Source organism: Bacillus marinisedimentorum (assembly GCF_001644195.2).
Classification (GTDB): domain Bacteria; phylum Bacillota; class Bacilli; order Bacillales; family Bacillaceae_O; genus Bacillus_BL; species Bacillus_BL marinisedimentorum.
This window is the reverse complement of record NZ_LWBL02000059.1, coordinates 17,100-34,288: the sequence shown is the minus strand read 5'-3', so window position 1 is coordinate 34,288 and position 17,189 is coordinate 17,100. Positions and strand designations below refer to the sequence as shown.

The following is a 17,189-nucleotide window of genomic DNA, read 5'->3' as shown; positions in this document are numbered from 1 at the left end:
AAGCTTACAATACAGTTATAACGGAACAAATGTTGGAAATCAATTATTGGCCGCTATTTTTTTTGATGATCTCTTCAGAGATTGACTTCGGCACCTCTTCATAGTGGTCGAAGTGCATTGTATACGTTCCGCGGCCCTGTGTGTTGGAACGCAATGCTGTTGCATATCCAAACATCTCGGAAAGTGGAACCATCGCTTTTACAACCTGTGCGTTACCGCGGGCTTCCATGCCTTCCACGCGTCCACGGCGGGAAGTGACGTCACCCATGATGTCTCCCATGTACTCTTCCGGTACGACAACTTCGACTTTCATCACCGGCTCAAGAAGTACTGGACCACATTTTGTCTTTGCATTTTTCAACGCAAGGGATGCGGCTACTTTAAAGGCCATTTCGTTGGAGTCAACATCATGGTAAGAACCATCGAACAATGTCGCTTTGATGTCGACCATCGGATAGCCTGCAAGCGGGCCTGTTTCCAATGACTCTTTAAGTCCCTGTTCAACCGGGCCGATGTATTCACGAGGAACGACACCGCCGACGATTTTATTCTGGAACTCAAAGCCTGAGCCTTCTTCATTCGGCTCAAACTTGACCCAAACGTGGCCATATTGTCCGCGTCCGCCGGATTGGCGTACAAACTTACCTTCAACATCAGCAGACTTGCGGAATGTTTCGCGGTAAGCAACCTGTGGTGCACCCACATTCGCTTCCACTTTGAATTCACGTCTCATACGGTCCACGATAATGTCGAGGTGAAGCTCACCCATACCGGAAATGATCGTCTGGCCAGTTTCAACGTTTGTTTCAGTTCTGAAAGTCGGATCCTCTTCAGCAAGCTTGCCAAGCGCCACTGCCATTTTATCCTGGTCAGATTTAGTCTTAGGCTCGATTGCAACAGAGATAACCGGCTCAGGGAATTCCATGGATTCAAGGATGACGAGATCCTTTTCATCACATAGAGTGTCACCTGTTGAAGTATCCTTCAGTCCGACTGCTCCGGCAATGTCACCGGAATAAACAGTGGAGATCTCTTCACGGTGGTTCGCGTGCATCTGCAGGATACGGCCGACACGCTCACGCTTGTCTTTCGTAGAGTTCCTTACATATGAACCGGAATCAAGTGTCCCGGAGTACACGCGGAAGAATGTAAGCTTCCCGACATATGGGTCAGTCATGACTTTGAATGCAAGCGCCGAGAACGGTCCGTTATCGTCTGCTTTGCGTGTCACTTCTTCTTCTGTGCCAGGGCGGAAGCCTTTGATTGCTGCAACGTCAGTTGGTCCAGGAAGATAATCAAGAACCGAGTCCAACAGAAGCTGGACACCTTTGTTCTTAAACGCTGAACCGCAAAGAACCGGATAGAACTCGATGTTAAGAGTCGCTGTACGGATAGCCTGCTTCAGCTCATCCGTTGTAATCTCTTCACCTTCGAGATATTTCATCATCAGTTCTTCATCAAGTTCGGAAACTGCCTCTACAAGCTTGTTATGATATTCTTCGGCCTGGTCTTTGTACTCATCCGGAATATCACCGGCTGTTGTACGTGTGCCAAGGTCGTCTTCATAGAAGTAAGCTTTCATTTCGACCAGATCGATAATTCCTTCGAAGTTATCTTCTGCGCCGATCGGAAGCTGGATCGCATGGGCATTTCCCTGCAGGCGGTCCTTGATGGTCCCTACAGAATAAAGGAAGTCAGCACCAATTTTGTCCATTTTGTTTACGAAAACGATTCTCGGTACACCGTACGTTGTGGCCTGACGCCAAACAGTCTCTGTTTGAGGCTCAACACCGGACTGGGCATCAAGTACAGCCACAGCACCATCCAGTACACGGAGGGAGCGTTCCACTTCAACTGTGAAGTCCACGTGTCCCGGAGTGTCGATGATGTTGATACGGTAACCTTTCCACTGTGCAGTGGTGGCAGCAGAAGTGATCGTGATACCACGTTCCTGCTCCTGCTCCATCCAGTCCATTTGCGAAGCTCCTTCATGAGTTTCGCCGATTTTATGGATACGGCCTGTATAAAACAGGATACGTTCTGTTGCCGTCGTTTTACCGGCATCAATGTGTGCCATGATACCAATATTACGAGTCTTTTCTAAGGAGAACTCTCTAGGCATTAATCTTTCTCCTTCCATGGGTTTTATAATGTGCCAAAAAGGCCCAGTGAAAAAGCCGGTCGGACCGCAGCTGTTTGCAGGCGGTGTTCTCGGCTTTTTCCATCCATGACGGATTTCCGGCCTTTATGGTATTACCAGCGGTAGTGAGCAAATGCTTTGTTCGCTTCCGCCATCTTGTGTGTATCTTCACGTTTCTTAACGGCTGCGCCTGTGTTGTTGGCAGCATCCATGATTTCGTAAGCAAGACGCTCTTCCATCGTTTTTTCACCACGGAGGCGAGCGTAGTTTACGAGCCAGCGAAGGCCAAGTGTCGTACGGCGTTCCGGACGCACTTCAACCGGCACCTGATAGTTCGCACCACCGACACGGCGGGCACGTACTTCAAGAACTGGCATGATGTTTTTCAGCGCCTGTTCAAAAACTTCCATCGGATCGTTACCAGTACGTTCCTGGATCAGGTTGAACGCATTGTAAATGATTGTTTGTGATTTACCGCGCTTTCCATCAACCATTGTACGGTTGATCAAACGGGATACAAGCTTAGACTTGTAAATCGGATCAGGCAATACATCTCTCTTTGCAACAGGTCCTTTACGAGGCATTGATGTCACTCCTTCCTATGTGTAATTTTATAAGCGAATCATTATTTTTTAGGTCGCTTCGTACCGTATTTGGAACGGCCCTGCATACGGCCTTCAACGCCTGCAGTGTCAAGAGCACCGCGGACGATGTGGTAACGTACACCAGGCAAGTCCTTAACACGTCCGCCGCGGATCAAGACTACGCTGTGTTCCTGGAGGTTATGGCCGATTCCAGGAATGTATGCTGTAACTTCGATGCCGTTGGACAAACGAACACGCGCATATTTACGGAGCGCTGAGTTCGGCTTCTTCGGAGTCATTGTGCCAACACGGGTGCAGACACCACGCTTTTGTGGTGAAGACTGGTTGGTCAAAGACTTTTTAAAGCTGTTATAACCTTTATTCAATGCAGGGGAGTCAGATTTCTTTGACTTGGAAACGCGTCCCTTGCGAATTAATTGGTTAATAGTAGGCATGCTGTTTTCCTCCTTCCTATCTATGTTTTTAAGCCCACATATCCAGGTGGTTCATTAAAGGGCAAAAACAAAGTTTTTGCGAGGGCGGGCGAACCCGCCCTGCAAAAACATATTTATCCCTTTATTGCTACAGTAGCTGCTGCGACTTCAATTCCGCAGGCTTTCCCCAGTTTCTTTGAGGATTCAACTCTCAAAACGGGTACGCCACGGTCATCGGCAGCGGTAAGCACTTTATTGGTCACACGCCGATCAGCATCTTCGGCAATGATGACTTCAGTTGCTTCGCCATTTTTTATGGCTTTGATTGTCTGCTTAGTGCCTACAATCAAATCGGATGCCTGTGATACTTTTTCATAAGACATTCTCATATCCTCCAAAGTAACAGGTGTTTAATCAAAGCACCTTGAATATCATATCACTATGATCTTGGGATTGTCAACAAATGTTTGCAGATTATCGAACGAGATTTTCACTCTCATCTTCGACCTCTTGCACTTCCAATTCAGGTGCATCCATTTCCACCTGGCGGTAACGGTTCATTCCTGTTCCGGCAGGTACAAGCTTACCGATGATGACGTTCTCCTTCAAGCCGAGGAGCTCATCGCGTTTGCCTTTGATGGCTGCATCGGTAAGGACTCTTGTCGTTTCCTGGAACGATGCGGCAGACAGGAAGGAATCCGTTTCAAGAGATGCTTTTGTGATACCGAGCAGTACCGGCTTGCCTGTTGCAGGCTTGCCGCCGCCGAGCAGCACTTTTTTGTTGGCATCTTTGAATTGATGGATTTCCAGGAGTGATCCCGGAAGAACCTCTGTGTCCCCTGCATCGGTTACACGGATTTTGCGAAGCATCTGGCGGACCATGACCTCGACGTGCTTGTCGCCGATCTCAACACCCTGCATCCGGTACACTTTCTGCACTTCACGCAGCAAGTATTCCTGCACCCCGTCGATGCCGCGGATTTTCAGAAGTTCTTTCGGGTCGATGGAACCTTCGGTAAGTTCCTGCCCGGCCGTTACTTCCTGACCTTCGCGGACTTTCACGCGGGCGCCGTATGGAGCAGTGTATGTCCGTGTTTCCACATCACTTTGTACGACGATCTCATGCTTTTCTTTTACTTCGTTTATCGCGGTAACTGTACCGTAAATTTCTGTGATGACAGCCTGGCCTTTCGGGTTCCGGGCTTCGAAAAGCTCCTGGATACGCGGTAGACCCTGTGTGATATCGTCTCCGGCAACGCCGCCTGTGTGGAACGTACGCATTGTCAGCTGGGTGCCAGGTTCACCGATTGACTGGGCTGCAATGATACCGACAGCTTCGCCGACTTCAACGCGCTGGCCTGTCGCCAGGTTCCGTCCGTAACATTTTTTGCAGACGCCATGTTCAGTATCACAAGTGAATGCTGAACGGATGATGAGTTTCTCGACACCTGCTTCTACAATGATGCGGGAGATATCTTCTGTTATCAACTCGTTCGGTGCAACAATGACTTCTCCCGTTTCCGGATGGCGCACCGTCTTGAATGCAACACGTCCGACGATCCGGTCATAAAGCGGTTCGATAATTTCATTTCCTTCTTTGATGGCCGCGACTTCAAGCCCGCGGTCAGTATTACAATCGTCTTCGCGGACGATGACATCCTGGGCGACATCGACAAGACGGCGTGTGAGGTAGCCGGAGTCAGCCGTTTTAAGGGCTGTATCGGCAAGACCTTTACGCGCACCGTGCGTGGAAATGAAGTATTCCAGAACGGTCAGGCCTTCACGGAAGCTGGACCTGATCGGCAACTCGATGATCCGTCCGGCCGGGTTCGCCATGAGTCCGCGCATACCGGCAAGCTGGGTGAAGTTGGACGCGTTACCACGGGCGCCGGAGTCACTCATCATAAAGATCGGATTATCTTTATTAAGCGTCGCCATCAGTTTGCCCTGGATCGTGTCTTTCGCCTGGCTCCAGATCGAAATGATTCTGTCATAGCGTTCTTCTTCGGTGATCAAACCGCGGCGGAACTGCTTAAGGACGTTTTCGACTTTTTCTTCAGACTCAGCCAGAATCTCCTGTTTCTCAGGAAGGACGATGATGTCGGATACACCAACTGTAATACCGGCTTTTGTAGAGTACTTGAAGCCAAGGTCTTTCATGCGGTCAAGCATTTTGGAAGTCTCAGTGATCTTAAACTTCTTGAATACTTCGGCAATGATGTTTCCGAGAATCTTCTTTTTGAACGGAACAATGAGTTCCCTTGATTGAATCTCTTTTTTCAGGTCTGTTCCAGGCTTTACAAAATACTCAGCCGGTGTTTCATTTTCAAGGTTGTGCTGCGTCGGCTCATTGATGTAAGGGAATGAATCCGGCAGGATCTCGTTGAAAATGAGCTTTCCGACAGTTGTAAGCAGGAACATGCCGTTTTGTTCTTCAGTGAATGTCTTATTCTTCAGCGATTTGGCAGCAACCGCAATACGCGTATGCAAATGGACATATCCGTTTTGATATGCGATCAGCGCCTCGTTGATGTCGCTGAATACTTTCCCCTCACCGACAGCACCTTCGCGCTCCATCGTCAGGTAATAGTTTCCGAGTACCATATCCTGTGATGGTGTGACAACAGGTTTGCCGTCTTTCGGGTTAAGGATATTCTGGGCGGCCAGCATAAGCAGGCGCGCTTCTGCCTGCGCTTCGGCTGACAGCGGTACGTGGACGGCCATCTGGTCACCGTCAAAGTCAGCGTTGTAAGCTGTACAGACAAGCGGGTGCAGGCGGATTGCCCGGCCTTCCACCAGTGTCGGCTCAAATGCCTGGATGCCGAGACGGTGAAGGGTTGGGGCACGGTTCAGCAGGACAGGGTGTTCCTTGATTACATCTTCAAGGACATCCCACACTTCCGGCTGAAGCCGTTCGATTTTCCGCTTTGCGCTTTTGATGTTATGGGCAATGCCCTTCTCAACAAGCTCTTTCATGACGAAAGGCTTGAACAATTCAATTGCCATCTCTTTCGGAAGGCCGCATTGATACATTTTCAGGTTCGGCCCGACAACGATAACGGAACGGCCAGAATAGTCAACACGCTTACCGAGCAAATTCTGGCGGAAACGGCCCTGTTTCCCTTTCAGCATATGGGAAAGGGACTTGAGCGGACGGTTTCCCGGTCCTGTTACAGGACGGCCTCTTCTGCCATTATCGATCAGAGCATCAACAGCCTCCTGCAGCATACGTTTCTCATTCTGAACGATGATGCTTGGTGCACCAAGGTCAAGCAGACGCTTCAAGCGGTTGTTCCGGTTGATGACACGGCGGTAAAGGTCATTCAAGTCGGAAGTGGCGAAACGGCCGCCGTCCAGCTGGACCATTGGGCGCAGCTCTGGCGGGATGACCGGCAGTACATCAAGGATCATCCATGATGGGTCATTTCCGGAATTACGGAATGACTCAAGCACTTCCAGGCGCTTTATCGCACGTGTGCGGCGCTGTCCCTGTGCCGTTTTCAACTCTTCTTTCAAGGTGTCGACATCTTTGTCCAGATTGATGTCCTGAAGCAATTTCTTGATCGCTTCAGCACCCATAGCCGCCTGGAAGGAGCTGCCGTACTTATCGCGGTAAGTACGGTATTCCTTCTCAGAAAGCAGCTGCTTCTTCTCAAGCGGCGTATCCGCTGGTTCTGTCACGACATAAGAAGCGAAATAAATGACTTCTTCGAGTGCCCGCGGTGACATATCAAGCACAAGTCCCATGCGGCTTGGAATTCCTTTGAAATACCAGATATGAGACACAGGGGCAGCTAATTCGATATGGCCCATCCGCTCACGCCGTACTTTGGCTCTTGTGACTTCCACTCCGCATCGGTCACAAACGACACCCTTATAACGGACGCGCTTGTACTTTCCACAGTGGCATTCCCAATCTTTTGTCGGACCGAAAATGCGTTCACAGAACAGCCCGTCTTTTTCAGGCTTTAACGTACGGTAGTTGATGGTCTCAGGTTTTTTCACTTCTCCGTAAGACCAGGAACGGATCTTATCAGGTGATGCAAGGCCGATTTTCATATATTCAAAGTTATTAACATCCAACAAGGGGCCTACCTCCCTTTTGATCTCAGGTTTTACCCTTATGGCTTTCGCAGCGATTTACTCGTTTGTTGCTTCTACGTCCAGGTTCAACCTGTCAGCTGATTGATTGTCGTCTTCGTCGAGTTCACGGATATCGATTTCCTGCTCATCGCTTGAAAGCATTTTTACATCCATTCCAAGGCTTTGCAGTTCTTTAATAAGGACTTTGAACGATTCCGGTACACCTGGTTCCGGAACATTGTCGCCTTTGACAATCGCTTCGTATGTTTTCACACGGCCGACAACGTCATCAGACTTGACTGTAAGAATTTCCTGCAATGTGTAAGCTGCACCATATGCTTCGAGTGCCCAAACTTCCATCTCACCGAAACGCTGTCCGCCGAACTGGGCTTTACCGCCGAGCGGCTGCTGCGTCACGAGTGAGTAAGGGCCTGTCGAACGGGCATGAAGTTTGTCGTCTACCATGTGAGCCAGTTTGATCATATACATGACGCCGACGGAAACCCTGTTATCGAACGGATCGCCTGTACGCCCGTCATAAAGGATCGTCTTCGCATCACGCGGCATTCCGGCTTCATCAAGGGTTGCCCAGACATCTTCCTCACGTGCACCGTCGAAAACAGGTGTGGCGACGTGGATTCCAAGCGCCCGTGCCGCCATGCCGAGATGCATTTCAAGCACCTGCCCGATGTTCATACGGGAAGGTACGCCAAGCGGGTTCAGCATGATATCGATCGGTGTGCCGTCCGGAAGGAAAGGCATGTCTTCCTCAGGCAGGATCCGGGAGATGACACCTTTGTTACCATGGCGTCCGGCCATCTTGTCACCTTCGGAAATTTTTCGTTTCTGAACAATGTAAACCCGTACAAGCTGGTTCACACCTGGAGGGAGTTCATCACCGTCTTCGCGATTGAACACTTTCACATCGTGAATGATACCGCCGCCTCCATGAGGCACACGGAGGGATGTATCCCTGACTTCCCGGGCCTTCTCGCCGAAGATGGCGTGCAGGAGTCTTTCTTCCGCTGTCAGTTCTGTCACACCTTTTGGCGTAACCTTTCCGACTAGAAGGTCACCGTCATCCACTTCTGCCCCGATACGGACAATGCCGCGCTCATCCAGGTTGCGCAGGGCATCTTCCCCGACATTCGGGATGTCACGGGTGATTTCCTCCGGCCCGAGCTTGGTGTCGCGTGCTTCGGATTCATACTCTTCAATATGAACGGAAGTGTAAACATCATCTTTAACAAGGCGCTCACTCATAATGATGGCATCCTCATAGTTGTAGCCGTCCCATGTCATGAATCCGACGAGTACGTTGCGGCCAAGCGCAAGCTCTCCGTTATCCATTGACGGTCCGTCAGCGAGGATTTCGCCTTTCACTACGCTGTCCCCGTTTTTCACAATCGGGCGCTGGTTATAGCAAGTTCCCTGGTTGGAACGTTCAAACTTGAGAAGCTTGTACCGGTCAAGGTCACCTTTAACGAGGCTGCCATCGACTTCTTCTGTTCTGCGGACGCGGACCTCATGGGCGCTGACCTGTTCGACGATTCCATCATGCTTGCAGATGACAGCTGCGCCGGAGTCCTTGCCGGATACGTATTCCATTCCGGTGCCGACCCGCGGTGCTTCCGGCTGAAGCAGCGGCACAGCCTGGCGCTGCATGTTCGCCCCCATCAAGGCACGGTTGGAGTCATCATTTTCAAGGAACGGGATACATGCCGTAGCGGCAGATACAACCTGCTTTGGCGATACATCCATGTAATCGATGCGCTCGCGTTTTACAACGGTATTTTCACCGCGGAAACGTGCAATAATATTATCGTCGATGAAGGAACCGTCATCGGCAAGCTTTGCATTCGCCTGGGCCACAACATAGTTGTCTTCTTCATCGGCAGTCAGGTAATCGATTCTTGCCGTTACTTTGCCTGTTTCAGGGTCAACTCTACGGTACGGCGTTTCAATAAAACCGAACCGGTTCACTTTCGCATAACTGGATAGGGAGTTGATCAACCCGATGTTCGGGCCTTCAGGCGTTTCAATCGGACACATACGCCCATAATGGGAGTAGTGTACGTCACGGACTTCAAAGCCGGCACGCTCACGTGTCAAACCGCCAGGCCCGAGTGCAGACAGACGGCGTTTATGCGTCAGTTCGGCAAGCGGGTTCGTCTGGTCCATGAACTGGGACAGCTGTGAGCTTCCGAAGAACTCTTTAATAGATGCAATCACCGGGCGGATATTGATCAAAGCCTGCGGTGTAATTGCGTTGGTGTCCTGAATGGACATCCGTTCGCGAACTACTCTCTCCATCCTTGAAAGGCCGATGCGGAACTGGTTTTGCAGCAATTCGCCGACCGAACGCAGACGGCGGTTTCCAAGATGGTCGATATCATCCGTGTTGCCCACACCATGGAGCAAATTGAAGAAATAACTGATGGAAGCAATGATGTCAGCAGGTGTAATGTTCTTCACATTGGATTCGATGATTCCGTTGCTGATGACATTGATCACCTGTTCTCCATCCTGATCGCTTGGAGCGAAAATCTTGATGGACTGGAGGCTGATATCCTCCTCAAGCACTCCTCCATGCGGAGTTGCTGTAGTAAACCCGACGTTCTTTTCAAAGTACGGAAGCAGCTTATCAAGGAGGCGGCGGTCAAGCAGTGCGCCTTCTGCAGCCAGTACTTCTCCTGTTTCCGGGTCGACAATCGTTTCAGCGACCCGCTGATTGAACAACCGGTTCTTAATATGGAGTTTCTTATTCATTTTGTAACGTCCGACAGATGCAAGATCGTAACGCTTCGGATCAAAGAAGCGGGATTCAAGCAGGTTCTTGGCATTTTCTACTGTCGGCGGTTCACCCGGGCGCAGACGCTCATAGATTTCAAGCAGCGCTTTTTCAGTATTTTCGGTGTTGTCTTTTTCGAGTGTATTCTTTAAGTACTCGTTATCACCGATCAATTCGGTGATTTCTTGATCAGACCCAAACCCGAGAGCACGTAAAAGCACCGTAATCGGCAATTTACGAGTACGGTCTATGCGGACATAAACGACATCTTTCGCGTCAGTTTCATACTCAAGCCATGCTCCACGGTTTGGAATAACGGTGGCTGTATAGCCTCTCTTCCCGTTTTTATCCACTTTGTCACTGAAATAGACACTCGGAGAACGGACAAGCTGTGATACGATGACCCGCTCTGCTCCATTAATAATGAAGGTTCCGGTTTCTGTCATCAGTGGGAAGTCCCCCATGAAAACATCCTGTTCCTTCACTTCTCCGGTTTCTTTGTTGATGAGCCGCACCTTCACACGAAGCGGCGCGGAATAAGTGACATCGCGCTCTTTGGCTTCTTCTACTGGATACTTCGGTTCTGCAAGACTATAATCAATGAACTCTAGAACCAAATTGCCAGTGAAGTCCTCGATCGGGGAAATATCCTGAAACATTTCCCGCAAACCCTCATCAAGAAACCACTGATAAGAAGAGGTTTGGATTTCAATAAGATTAGGTAATTCCAAAACTTCACTGATTCGTGCGTAGCTTCTGCGCTGGCGGTGGCGTCCATACTGAACTAGTTGACCTGTCAACTGATTCACCCCTCAAATCAAGCGTTTTAATCTTGAAAAAATGTTATAATCATAACACAAGATTATGTAATAGATGTAACCCTGTGTCTGTTTACAAGACAAAAAAGAAAAAGGGTTTCATATAGAAAACCGCTAAAAAAATAAACATTTTTTATTTTTCCCAATTAGGACGGTTTCTATACACACCTTTTTTTGTTACAAAATGTACAAAAAATCATTCATTGGCATTTTATAATACTATCATAGCCAAAAAATCAAGTCAACTTTTTTTTGCTTTTATGATATAATAGCCTTTTTTCTTCATTATTGTATCCACTTCAGCAAACATCTCCCCGAGCTTCTCAAGTGCTGAGGGCGCCCCCTGTTTTTTCTGGATGACAACCCACAGCTCCCCTTCCTCAGCCAGGTGACTGTATGCTTCTTCAAAAATCCGGTGGACGACTTTCTTTCCTGCACGAATCGGCGGATTTGTCAGGACTGCCGCAAAGTCCTGCCGATTAATTTCCTCAAACAGGTTGCTTTTCAACACTTCCGTATTGCCGGCATTGTTGGCATCGGCATTTTTCCTGGCCAGCGCCACCGCCCTTTCATTGATATCTGCCATTACCACATTGCGGCTCTCAAAATCTTTTGCAAGCGCAATGCCGATCGGGCCGTACCCGCAGCCCATATCGAGAAGATCCCCTTCAAGTTCAGGCAGTTCAAATGCTTCTATTAATAAACGGCTTCCAAAATCAACTTCCTTTTTGGAAAAAACACCTTGATCTGAGGTGAACGTCAACGAATGACCCCGGAGTGTAAATGTCCAGGTGACAGGATCGCTTTCGACTGAAGGCTGATCCGAATAATAATGTTCTGTCATATGAAAATGACCCAACCTCTCTATCATTTGTTTGGGAGGGGCGCGTTTTTTGCCGCACCCTATTAGTTTATGCAGGAGATCATCCAATATTCCCGGAGTGATACTGTTTTTTTAATCGGATGCATGCGTGGAAACTTAATTGCTGGTTGGGACGGCAGGCCCAGGGCTCCTGCAGGGAAAAACGCATCTGGCTGAGATCCAGCTTGATCGTGCTGTCGCGGAAGCTCCCGAGTTATTCTGCGAAAAAGGCGACTGATGCGCTTGCCGTGTTAATGCCTGGCTGAATTCTGCGGATTATGGATAGTTTGAGCAGGTTGAGTGTGTTAAGTGGGTTTTTGATTGTATTTTTATGATTGTAGGTCTGATTTCGCCTGGTGAAGGCAGATTCGTGGCAATCCACTACTCCGTTTCGCGCGGGAGGTGGATGGTTTCACGCCATAACGGTGTGATTTCATGCCCTTATATTCCCGGCGCGTGTACGAGGGAACAAATTCACGCCGTAACTCTACTCTTTCGCGCCAAATCCCACAAGTTTCATGCCCAAACCTGATGGTTTCACGCCGTATCGTACGTTTTTCACGCGGCAACTGTACTTTCGCGCCATAAAGAGACGATTTCACGCCGTTCGCCCTCCGCTTGCCAGCCAGGAAACAAATTCACGCCGCAGCCGGACAACTTCTTGTCCTTCACCCTTTCCACTCCCGTCAGCAGGCCCTTCAACTATTCATTCCCGGTCTGCCAAAACTGAAATCCTGTCTCGCCGCTTCCAATCACAGCAGCAATTTACGTTAAAAAAAGCCCGCTTACGTGTAAGCGAGCTTTCTTTCTTTATTCCAAGCGGTCATTACTTAACTTCTACAGAAGCGCCTACTTCTTCAAGCTTAGCTTTAAGTTCTTCAGCTTCTTCTTTTGCAATGCCTTCTTTAAGCGGCTTCGGCGCGTTGTCAACTAGCTCTTTCGCTTCTTTCAAGCCAAGGCCAGTGATTTCGCGGACCACTTTGATGACTTTGATTTTGGAGCTTCCAGCGGCTTCAAGTACAACGTCGAATTCAGTTTGCTCAGCAGCTTCAGCACCGCCAGCAGCACCGCCGGCAACAGCCATAGGAGCAGCTGCAGTTACACCAAATTCTTCTTCAATAGCCTTTACCAGGTCGTTAAGTTCCAAAACAGTCATTTCTTTGATCGCATCGATCATTTGTTCTTTAGTCATCTTGAAATCCTCCTTAAATGTCTTTTTTCATTTATCGTAAAACGTAAGATTGAATTCTGGTTGAATTCAGATTAAGCACCCTGTTCTTCTTCTTTTTGTTCTGCAACTGCTTTAGTCGCAAGAGCAAAGTTGCGCACTGGCGCTTGAAGAACGCTAAGCAGCATGGAAAGCAAACCGTCGCGGGATGGGAGCTCCGCAAGTTCCTTCACTTTATCAACTGACACGACCCTGCCTTCAAGTACGCCTGCTTTAATCTCTAGTTCTTCGTGATCTTTCGCGAAGTTGTTGATGATTTTAGCAGGAGCGATAACATCTTCACCGCCGAATGCGATTGCGTTCGGGCCGGTAAGAACGTCGTTAAGGTCAGTCAATTCTGCTTTTTCGACCGCGCGGCGAGTCATTGTGTTTTTGTAAACTTTGAAGTCTACGCCAGCTTCACGAAGCTGCTTGCGAAGTTCAGTGACTTCTGCAACGTCAAGACCGCGGTAGTCAACAATAACTGTAGATTGGCTCGCTTTCAGCTTGTCTGCAATTTCGTCTACAATCTGTTTCTTCTGTTCTAAGATACTGCTCATCGTGACACCTCCTATGAATTCTTTTATACCGTGAGGCGTTTCATAAAAAAAGCCTCTGTGTGCAGACACAGAGGCGCAAGTATTCGATCTCATCAAAGATGACACGTCATCATTTATCGAACACCTCGGCAGGAAATTAAGCTGGTCAGCACCTGCTGTCTACGGTATTAGTGATTAAGTTTTTACAACCGACACCAATTATATAACGCCGGGTTTTTAAAGTCAACTTATTTTTTTGCAGCTGCAAAAGTGGAAACGTCGACTTTGATTCCAGGGCCCATAGTTGATGCGATTGCGGCATTTTTCATATATGTGCCTTTCGCAGCGGAAGGCTTCACTTTGAAAAGTGTATCCAGGATTGTGCCGAAGTTTTCAGCAAGTTTGTCGTCCTCGAATGAAACTTTGCCAATCGGGACAGCGATGTTACCGGCTTTATCAACACGGTACTCGACTTTACCAGCTTTGATTTCGGACACTGCTTTTTCGACTTCGAATGTGACTGTGCCGGTTTTAGGGTTTGGCATCAAGCCTTTTGGACCCAATACGCGTCCAAGCTTACCGACCTGGCCCATCATGTCAGGAGTCGCAACGATGACATCAAAATCGAACCATCCCTGGTTGATCTTATCGATGTACTCAGCTTCACCTACATAGTCAGCACCCGCAGCTTCTGCTTCTTTCGCCTTTTCGCCTTTTGCGAAAACAAGAACACGCTGGGTTTTACCAGTTCCGTGCGGAAGAACGACTGCTCCGCGGATTTGCTGGTCTGCTTTCTTAGGGTCAACACCCAGGCGGAAAGCAGCTTCAACAGTTTCATCGAATTTCGCTGTAGAAGTCTTTTTGACAAGTTCTACAGCTTCGTCAATTGCGTAAGCTTGTGAACGATCAACAAGCTTTGCAGCTTCTACGTACTTTTTACCTCTTTTAGCCATTTTAAAATTTCCTCCTTATGTGGTATTAGCGGTTGAACCTCCCACGAATAAAGGTTGCGAATTGGAAACCCCACACTCGCAACCTTCCATTCCCATTCACAGGATTAGTCTTCGATAACGATTCCCATGCTGCGCGCTGTACCTTCGACCATACGCATGGCCGCATCAACGTCGGCAGCATTCAGGTCAGGCATTTTTGTTTCAGCGATTTCGCGTACTTTATCGCGCTTCACTGTCGCAACTTTATTACGGTTCGGTTCACCAGAACCTGACTCGATGCCGGCTGCTTTTTTCAAAAGAACGGCAGCAGGCGGAGTTTTCGTAATAAATGTAAATGAACGGTCCTCGAATACCGTAATTTCAACTGGAATGATCATGCCAGCTTGATCCGCTGTGCGAGCGTTGAATTCCTTACAGAATCCCATGATGTTTACACCCGCTTGACCAAGTGCTGGACCTACCGGCGGCGCTGGGTTTGCTTTACCAGCCGGGATCTGCAGTTTTACAAGCTTGATTACTTTTTTAGCCACGAGACACACCTCCTTAAGTCCGTGATGTGGTAAATGGACAATCTAATTTTGTCCTCCCACTCTTTATATCAGTCTCTTGCTGTTTGAGACATCGTGAAACACAAAAATTTTATCACTAATCCAAACTCATTTCAAGTTTAAATTTATTTAAATGGTTTGGATCTGGGCAAAGTCCAGTTCAACAGGGGTTTCACGCCCAAACATGTTTACATGGACCTTCACCTTTTGCTTGTCGGCATCAATTTCTTCAATTGTGCCTGTGAAGTCGGCAAACGGGCCCTCTTTCACTTTGACGGTTTCTTTAAGCTCGAAGTCCACATCCGTTTGAGGTTTTTCCATTCCCATGCGCTTGAGCACCCGGTCTACCTCGTCAGGCTGAAGCGGTATCGGTTTTGAGCCGGAACCTGTGGATCCGACAAATCCTGTTACACCAGGGGTGTTGCGGACGACATACCATGAGTCGTCAGTCATCACCAATTCAGCCAGTACATATCCCGGGAACACTTTCTTTTTCGTCGTTTTCTTCTTTCCGTTCTTGATTTCCGTCTCTTCCTCTTCAGGAACGATGACCCGGAAAATCTTATCTTGCATTCCCATGGATTCTACGCGTTTTTCCAAATTCGCTTTTACTTTGTTCTCATAACCGGAGTACGTGTGAACAACATACCAATTTTTTTCCATATCATCGGACAAGTTCGTCCGTCCCTCCTCAATGGATGTATTCTCGCCTTTATCTATAATACTATATGGACAGCAGCTTTTCTATCGCCGCTTAGCGGCCGCCTTCTGCTTTTCTGCATAAGTGCAAAAAACCCGTTGACCGGGCTTTTTCTGTCGTTTCTGTATATGCATTCACCATTATAGCCAAAAAACCGCCGTGGTTATTCAAGAATCAGACGGATCAAAGAAGAAATGCCCATGTCAATGACCGCAAAAAACACCGCTACAAACGCTACGGTTGTCACTACTGTGATGGTGTAGCGCGTCAACTCCTTGCGCTTCGGCCAGCTGACTCTTTTCATTTCTTTACCTACGTTACGAAGAAACTTAATCATACCGGTTAAACCTCCAACTTTAATCGGAAAACCGTACCGCTGTTTGTTATTTGGTTTCTCGATGGATGGTGTGAGCATTACAATGCTTGCAAAACTTTTTAACTTCAAGTCTATCTGAATTCTGCTGTGTGTTTTTCATTGTCGTATAATTGCGATTATGGCACTCTGTACAGGCCAATATCACTTTTTTTCTCATCTTGAGCACCTACCCAAATACAAAAGCATGCTTTTCCACTTTTAAAAAGATATCATAGAGCCTATTGACTGTCAATAAAAGGCGGGGTGATTCCTCTCACTACTATAGCATAAAAGCCTGAACTAAACCTCGCTTCCAGATTTTAATCAGACTTTTCTTCCATTGGCAGGAGAATCAACTCGCTTTCCACGGACTGCCGGCCAAACTCCCCGCCCGTTTTGCGGGGCGCTGTCCCGTCCGCATTCCGGCATAGGCCCGGACTGTGCCCCAATCCTGCAAAAAGGAAAATAAGCCTTGTTTAAAGGCTTATTTCCCGTAATTCAAGATACCGTTCCAGTTTTCGTTTGACCCTCTGGAGGGCGTTATCGATCGATTTGACATGGCGGTTCAAATCTACCGAAATTTCCTGGTAGGAACGGCCGTCAAGATAGAGCATAAGGACTTTGCGCTCAAGATCGCTCAAGAGCTCTGTCATCTTGTCTTCGATATCATCGAACTCTTCCTGGTTGATGAACAGTTCTTCCGGATCAAGAACTTTGGTTCCGGAAATGACATCCAGGAGCGTCCTGTCCGATTCCTCATCGTAAATGGGCTTGTCCAATGAAACATAAGAATTGAGCGGGATATGTTTCTGGCGTGTCGCCGTTTTGATTGCGGTGATAATTTGACGAGTGATGCATAGTTCGGCAAATGCCTTGAAAGAAGAAAGCTTGTCCCCTTTATAGTCGCGAATTGCTTTATAAAGGCCAATCATACCTTCCTGGACAATATCCTCCCGGTCCGCCCCAATCAAAAAATACGATCTGGCTTTTGCACGGACGAAGTTTTTGTACTTATGAATCAAGTAATCTAGCGCGTCGCTGTTGCCGGCGTGCACAAGCCTGACAATCTCATCATCTTCAAACTGGTCAAATTTTATGCCGTTGGTTTTTTCTTTGAGATGTATGCTCACTCGTATCCCCCCGACCACGCAAGCAATCATATATAGAAATATTAT

Annotated in this window: 15 protein-coding genes and 1 other annotated feature; all 15 genes read right to left on the bottom strand. The window is 48.2% G+C overall.

What is annotated here, in order from left to right; all coding sequences use genetic code 11:
- Positions 1-43: 43 nt before the first annotated feature.
- The 15 genes from fusA to sigH all read right to left on the bottom strand — a co-directional run bounded on the left by fusA (position 44) and on the right by sigH (position 17,174).
- Positions 44-2,122, bottom strand: coding sequence for an elongation factor G (gene fusA, locus A4U59_RS17250; RefSeq protein WP_070121468.1), 2,079 nt, complete (start codon positions 2,120-2,122; stop codon positions 44-46).
- Between the two features lie 131 nt (positions 2,123-2,253).
- Positions 2,254-2,724, bottom strand: coding sequence for a 30S ribosomal protein S7 (gene rpsG, locus A4U59_RS17245; protein WP_070121467.1), 471 nt, complete (start codon positions 2,722-2,724; stop codon positions 2,254-2,256).
- A 41-nt stretch (positions 2,725-2,765) separates the two neighbouring features.
- Entirely contained in the window at positions 2,766-3,179 is a 414-nt protein-coding gene (gene rpsL, locus A4U59_RS17240; protein WP_070121466.1) for a 30S ribosomal protein S12, read from the bottom strand.
- A 113-nt stretch (positions 3,180-3,292) separates the two neighbouring features.
- Complete coding sequence (locus A4U59_RS17235; protein WP_070121465.1) at positions 3,293-3,541, bottom strand: 50S ribosomal protein L7ae-like protein; 249 nt, start codon at positions 3,539-3,541, stop codon at positions 3,293-3,295.
- Positions 3,542-3,632: 91 nt separating this feature from the next.
- Positions 3,633-7,244: a DNA-directed RNA polymerase subunit beta' gene (gene rpoC / locus A4U59_RS17230; RefSeq protein ID WP_070121464.1), complete on the bottom strand. Its 3,612-nt coding sequence runs from the start codon at positions 7,242-7,244 to the stop codon at positions 3,633-3,635.
- A gap of 54 nt (positions 7,245-7,298) precedes the next feature.
- Positions 7,299-10,832, bottom strand: a complete 3,534-nt coding sequence (gene rpoB, locus A4U59_RS17225) for a DNA-directed RNA polymerase subunit beta (protein ID WP_070121463.1) — start codon at positions 10,830-10,832, stop codon at positions 7,299-7,301.
- Positions 10,833-11,091: 259 nt separating this feature from the next.
- Positions 11,092-11,694: a class I SAM-dependent methyltransferase gene (locus A4U59_RS17220; RefSeq protein ID WP_070121462.1), complete on the bottom strand. Its 603-nt coding sequence runs from the start codon at positions 11,692-11,694 to the stop codon at positions 11,092-11,094.
- 844 nt (positions 11,695-12,538) lie between these two features.
- Positions 12,539-12,904 (bottom strand): 50S ribosomal protein L7/L12, encoded by a 366-nt coding sequence (rplL, locus tag A4U59_RS17215; RefSeq protein ID WP_070121461.1) that lies wholly within the window; start codon positions 12,902-12,904, stop codon positions 12,539-12,541.
- A gap of 71 nt (positions 12,905-12,975) precedes the next feature.
- Positions 12,976-13,479 (bottom strand): 50S ribosomal protein L10, encoded by a 504-nt coding sequence (gene rplJ, locus A4U59_RS17210; RefSeq protein ID WP_070121460.1) that lies wholly within the window; start codon positions 13,477-13,479, stop codon positions 12,976-12,978.
- A gap of 36 nt (positions 13,480-13,515) precedes the next feature.
- Positions 13,516-13,662: a sequence feature (ribosomal protein L10 leader region), on the bottom strand.
- A gap of 44 nt (positions 13,663-13,706) precedes the next feature.
- On the bottom strand, positions 13,707-14,411 hold the full coding sequence (gene rplA, locus A4U59_RS17205) for a 50S ribosomal protein L1 (protein WP_070121459.1): 705 nt from the start codon (positions 14,409-14,411) through the stop codon (positions 13,707-13,709).
- 104 nt (positions 14,412-14,515) lie between these two features.
- Positions 14,516-14,941 (bottom strand): 50S ribosomal protein L11, encoded by a 426-nt coding sequence (gene rplK, locus A4U59_RS17200; RefSeq protein ID WP_070121458.1) that lies wholly within the window; start codon positions 14,939-14,941, stop codon positions 14,516-14,518.
- Between the two features lie 147 nt (positions 14,942-15,088).
- Positions 15,089-15,622: a transcription termination/antitermination protein NusG gene (gene nusG, locus A4U59_RS17195; protein ID WP_070121505.1), complete on the bottom strand. Its 534-nt coding sequence runs from the start codon at positions 15,620-15,622 to the stop codon at positions 15,089-15,091.
- Between the two features lie 200 nt (positions 15,623-15,822).
- A complete protein-coding gene (gene secE / locus A4U59_RS17190; RefSeq protein ID WP_070121457.1) occupies positions 15,823-15,996 on the bottom strand; it encodes a preprotein translocase subunit SecE in 174 nt (57 codons plus the stop codon).
- Between the two features lie 46 nt (positions 15,997-16,042).
- A complete protein-coding gene (gene rpmG / locus A4U59_RS21005) occupies positions 16,043-16,192 on the bottom strand; it encodes a 50S ribosomal protein L33 (RefSeq protein WP_083270926.1) in 150 nt (49 codons plus the stop codon).
- 298 nt (positions 16,193-16,490) lie between these two features.
- Positions 16,491-17,174 carry an RNA polymerase sporulation sigma factor SigH gene (gene sigH / locus A4U59_RS17185; RefSeq protein ID WP_245680583.1) on the bottom strand — a complete coding sequence of 228 codons (684 nt, stop codon included), beginning with the start codon at positions 17,172-17,174 and terminating at the stop codon, positions 16,491-16,493.
- Between the last annotated feature and the right edge of the window lie 15 nt (positions 17,175-17,189).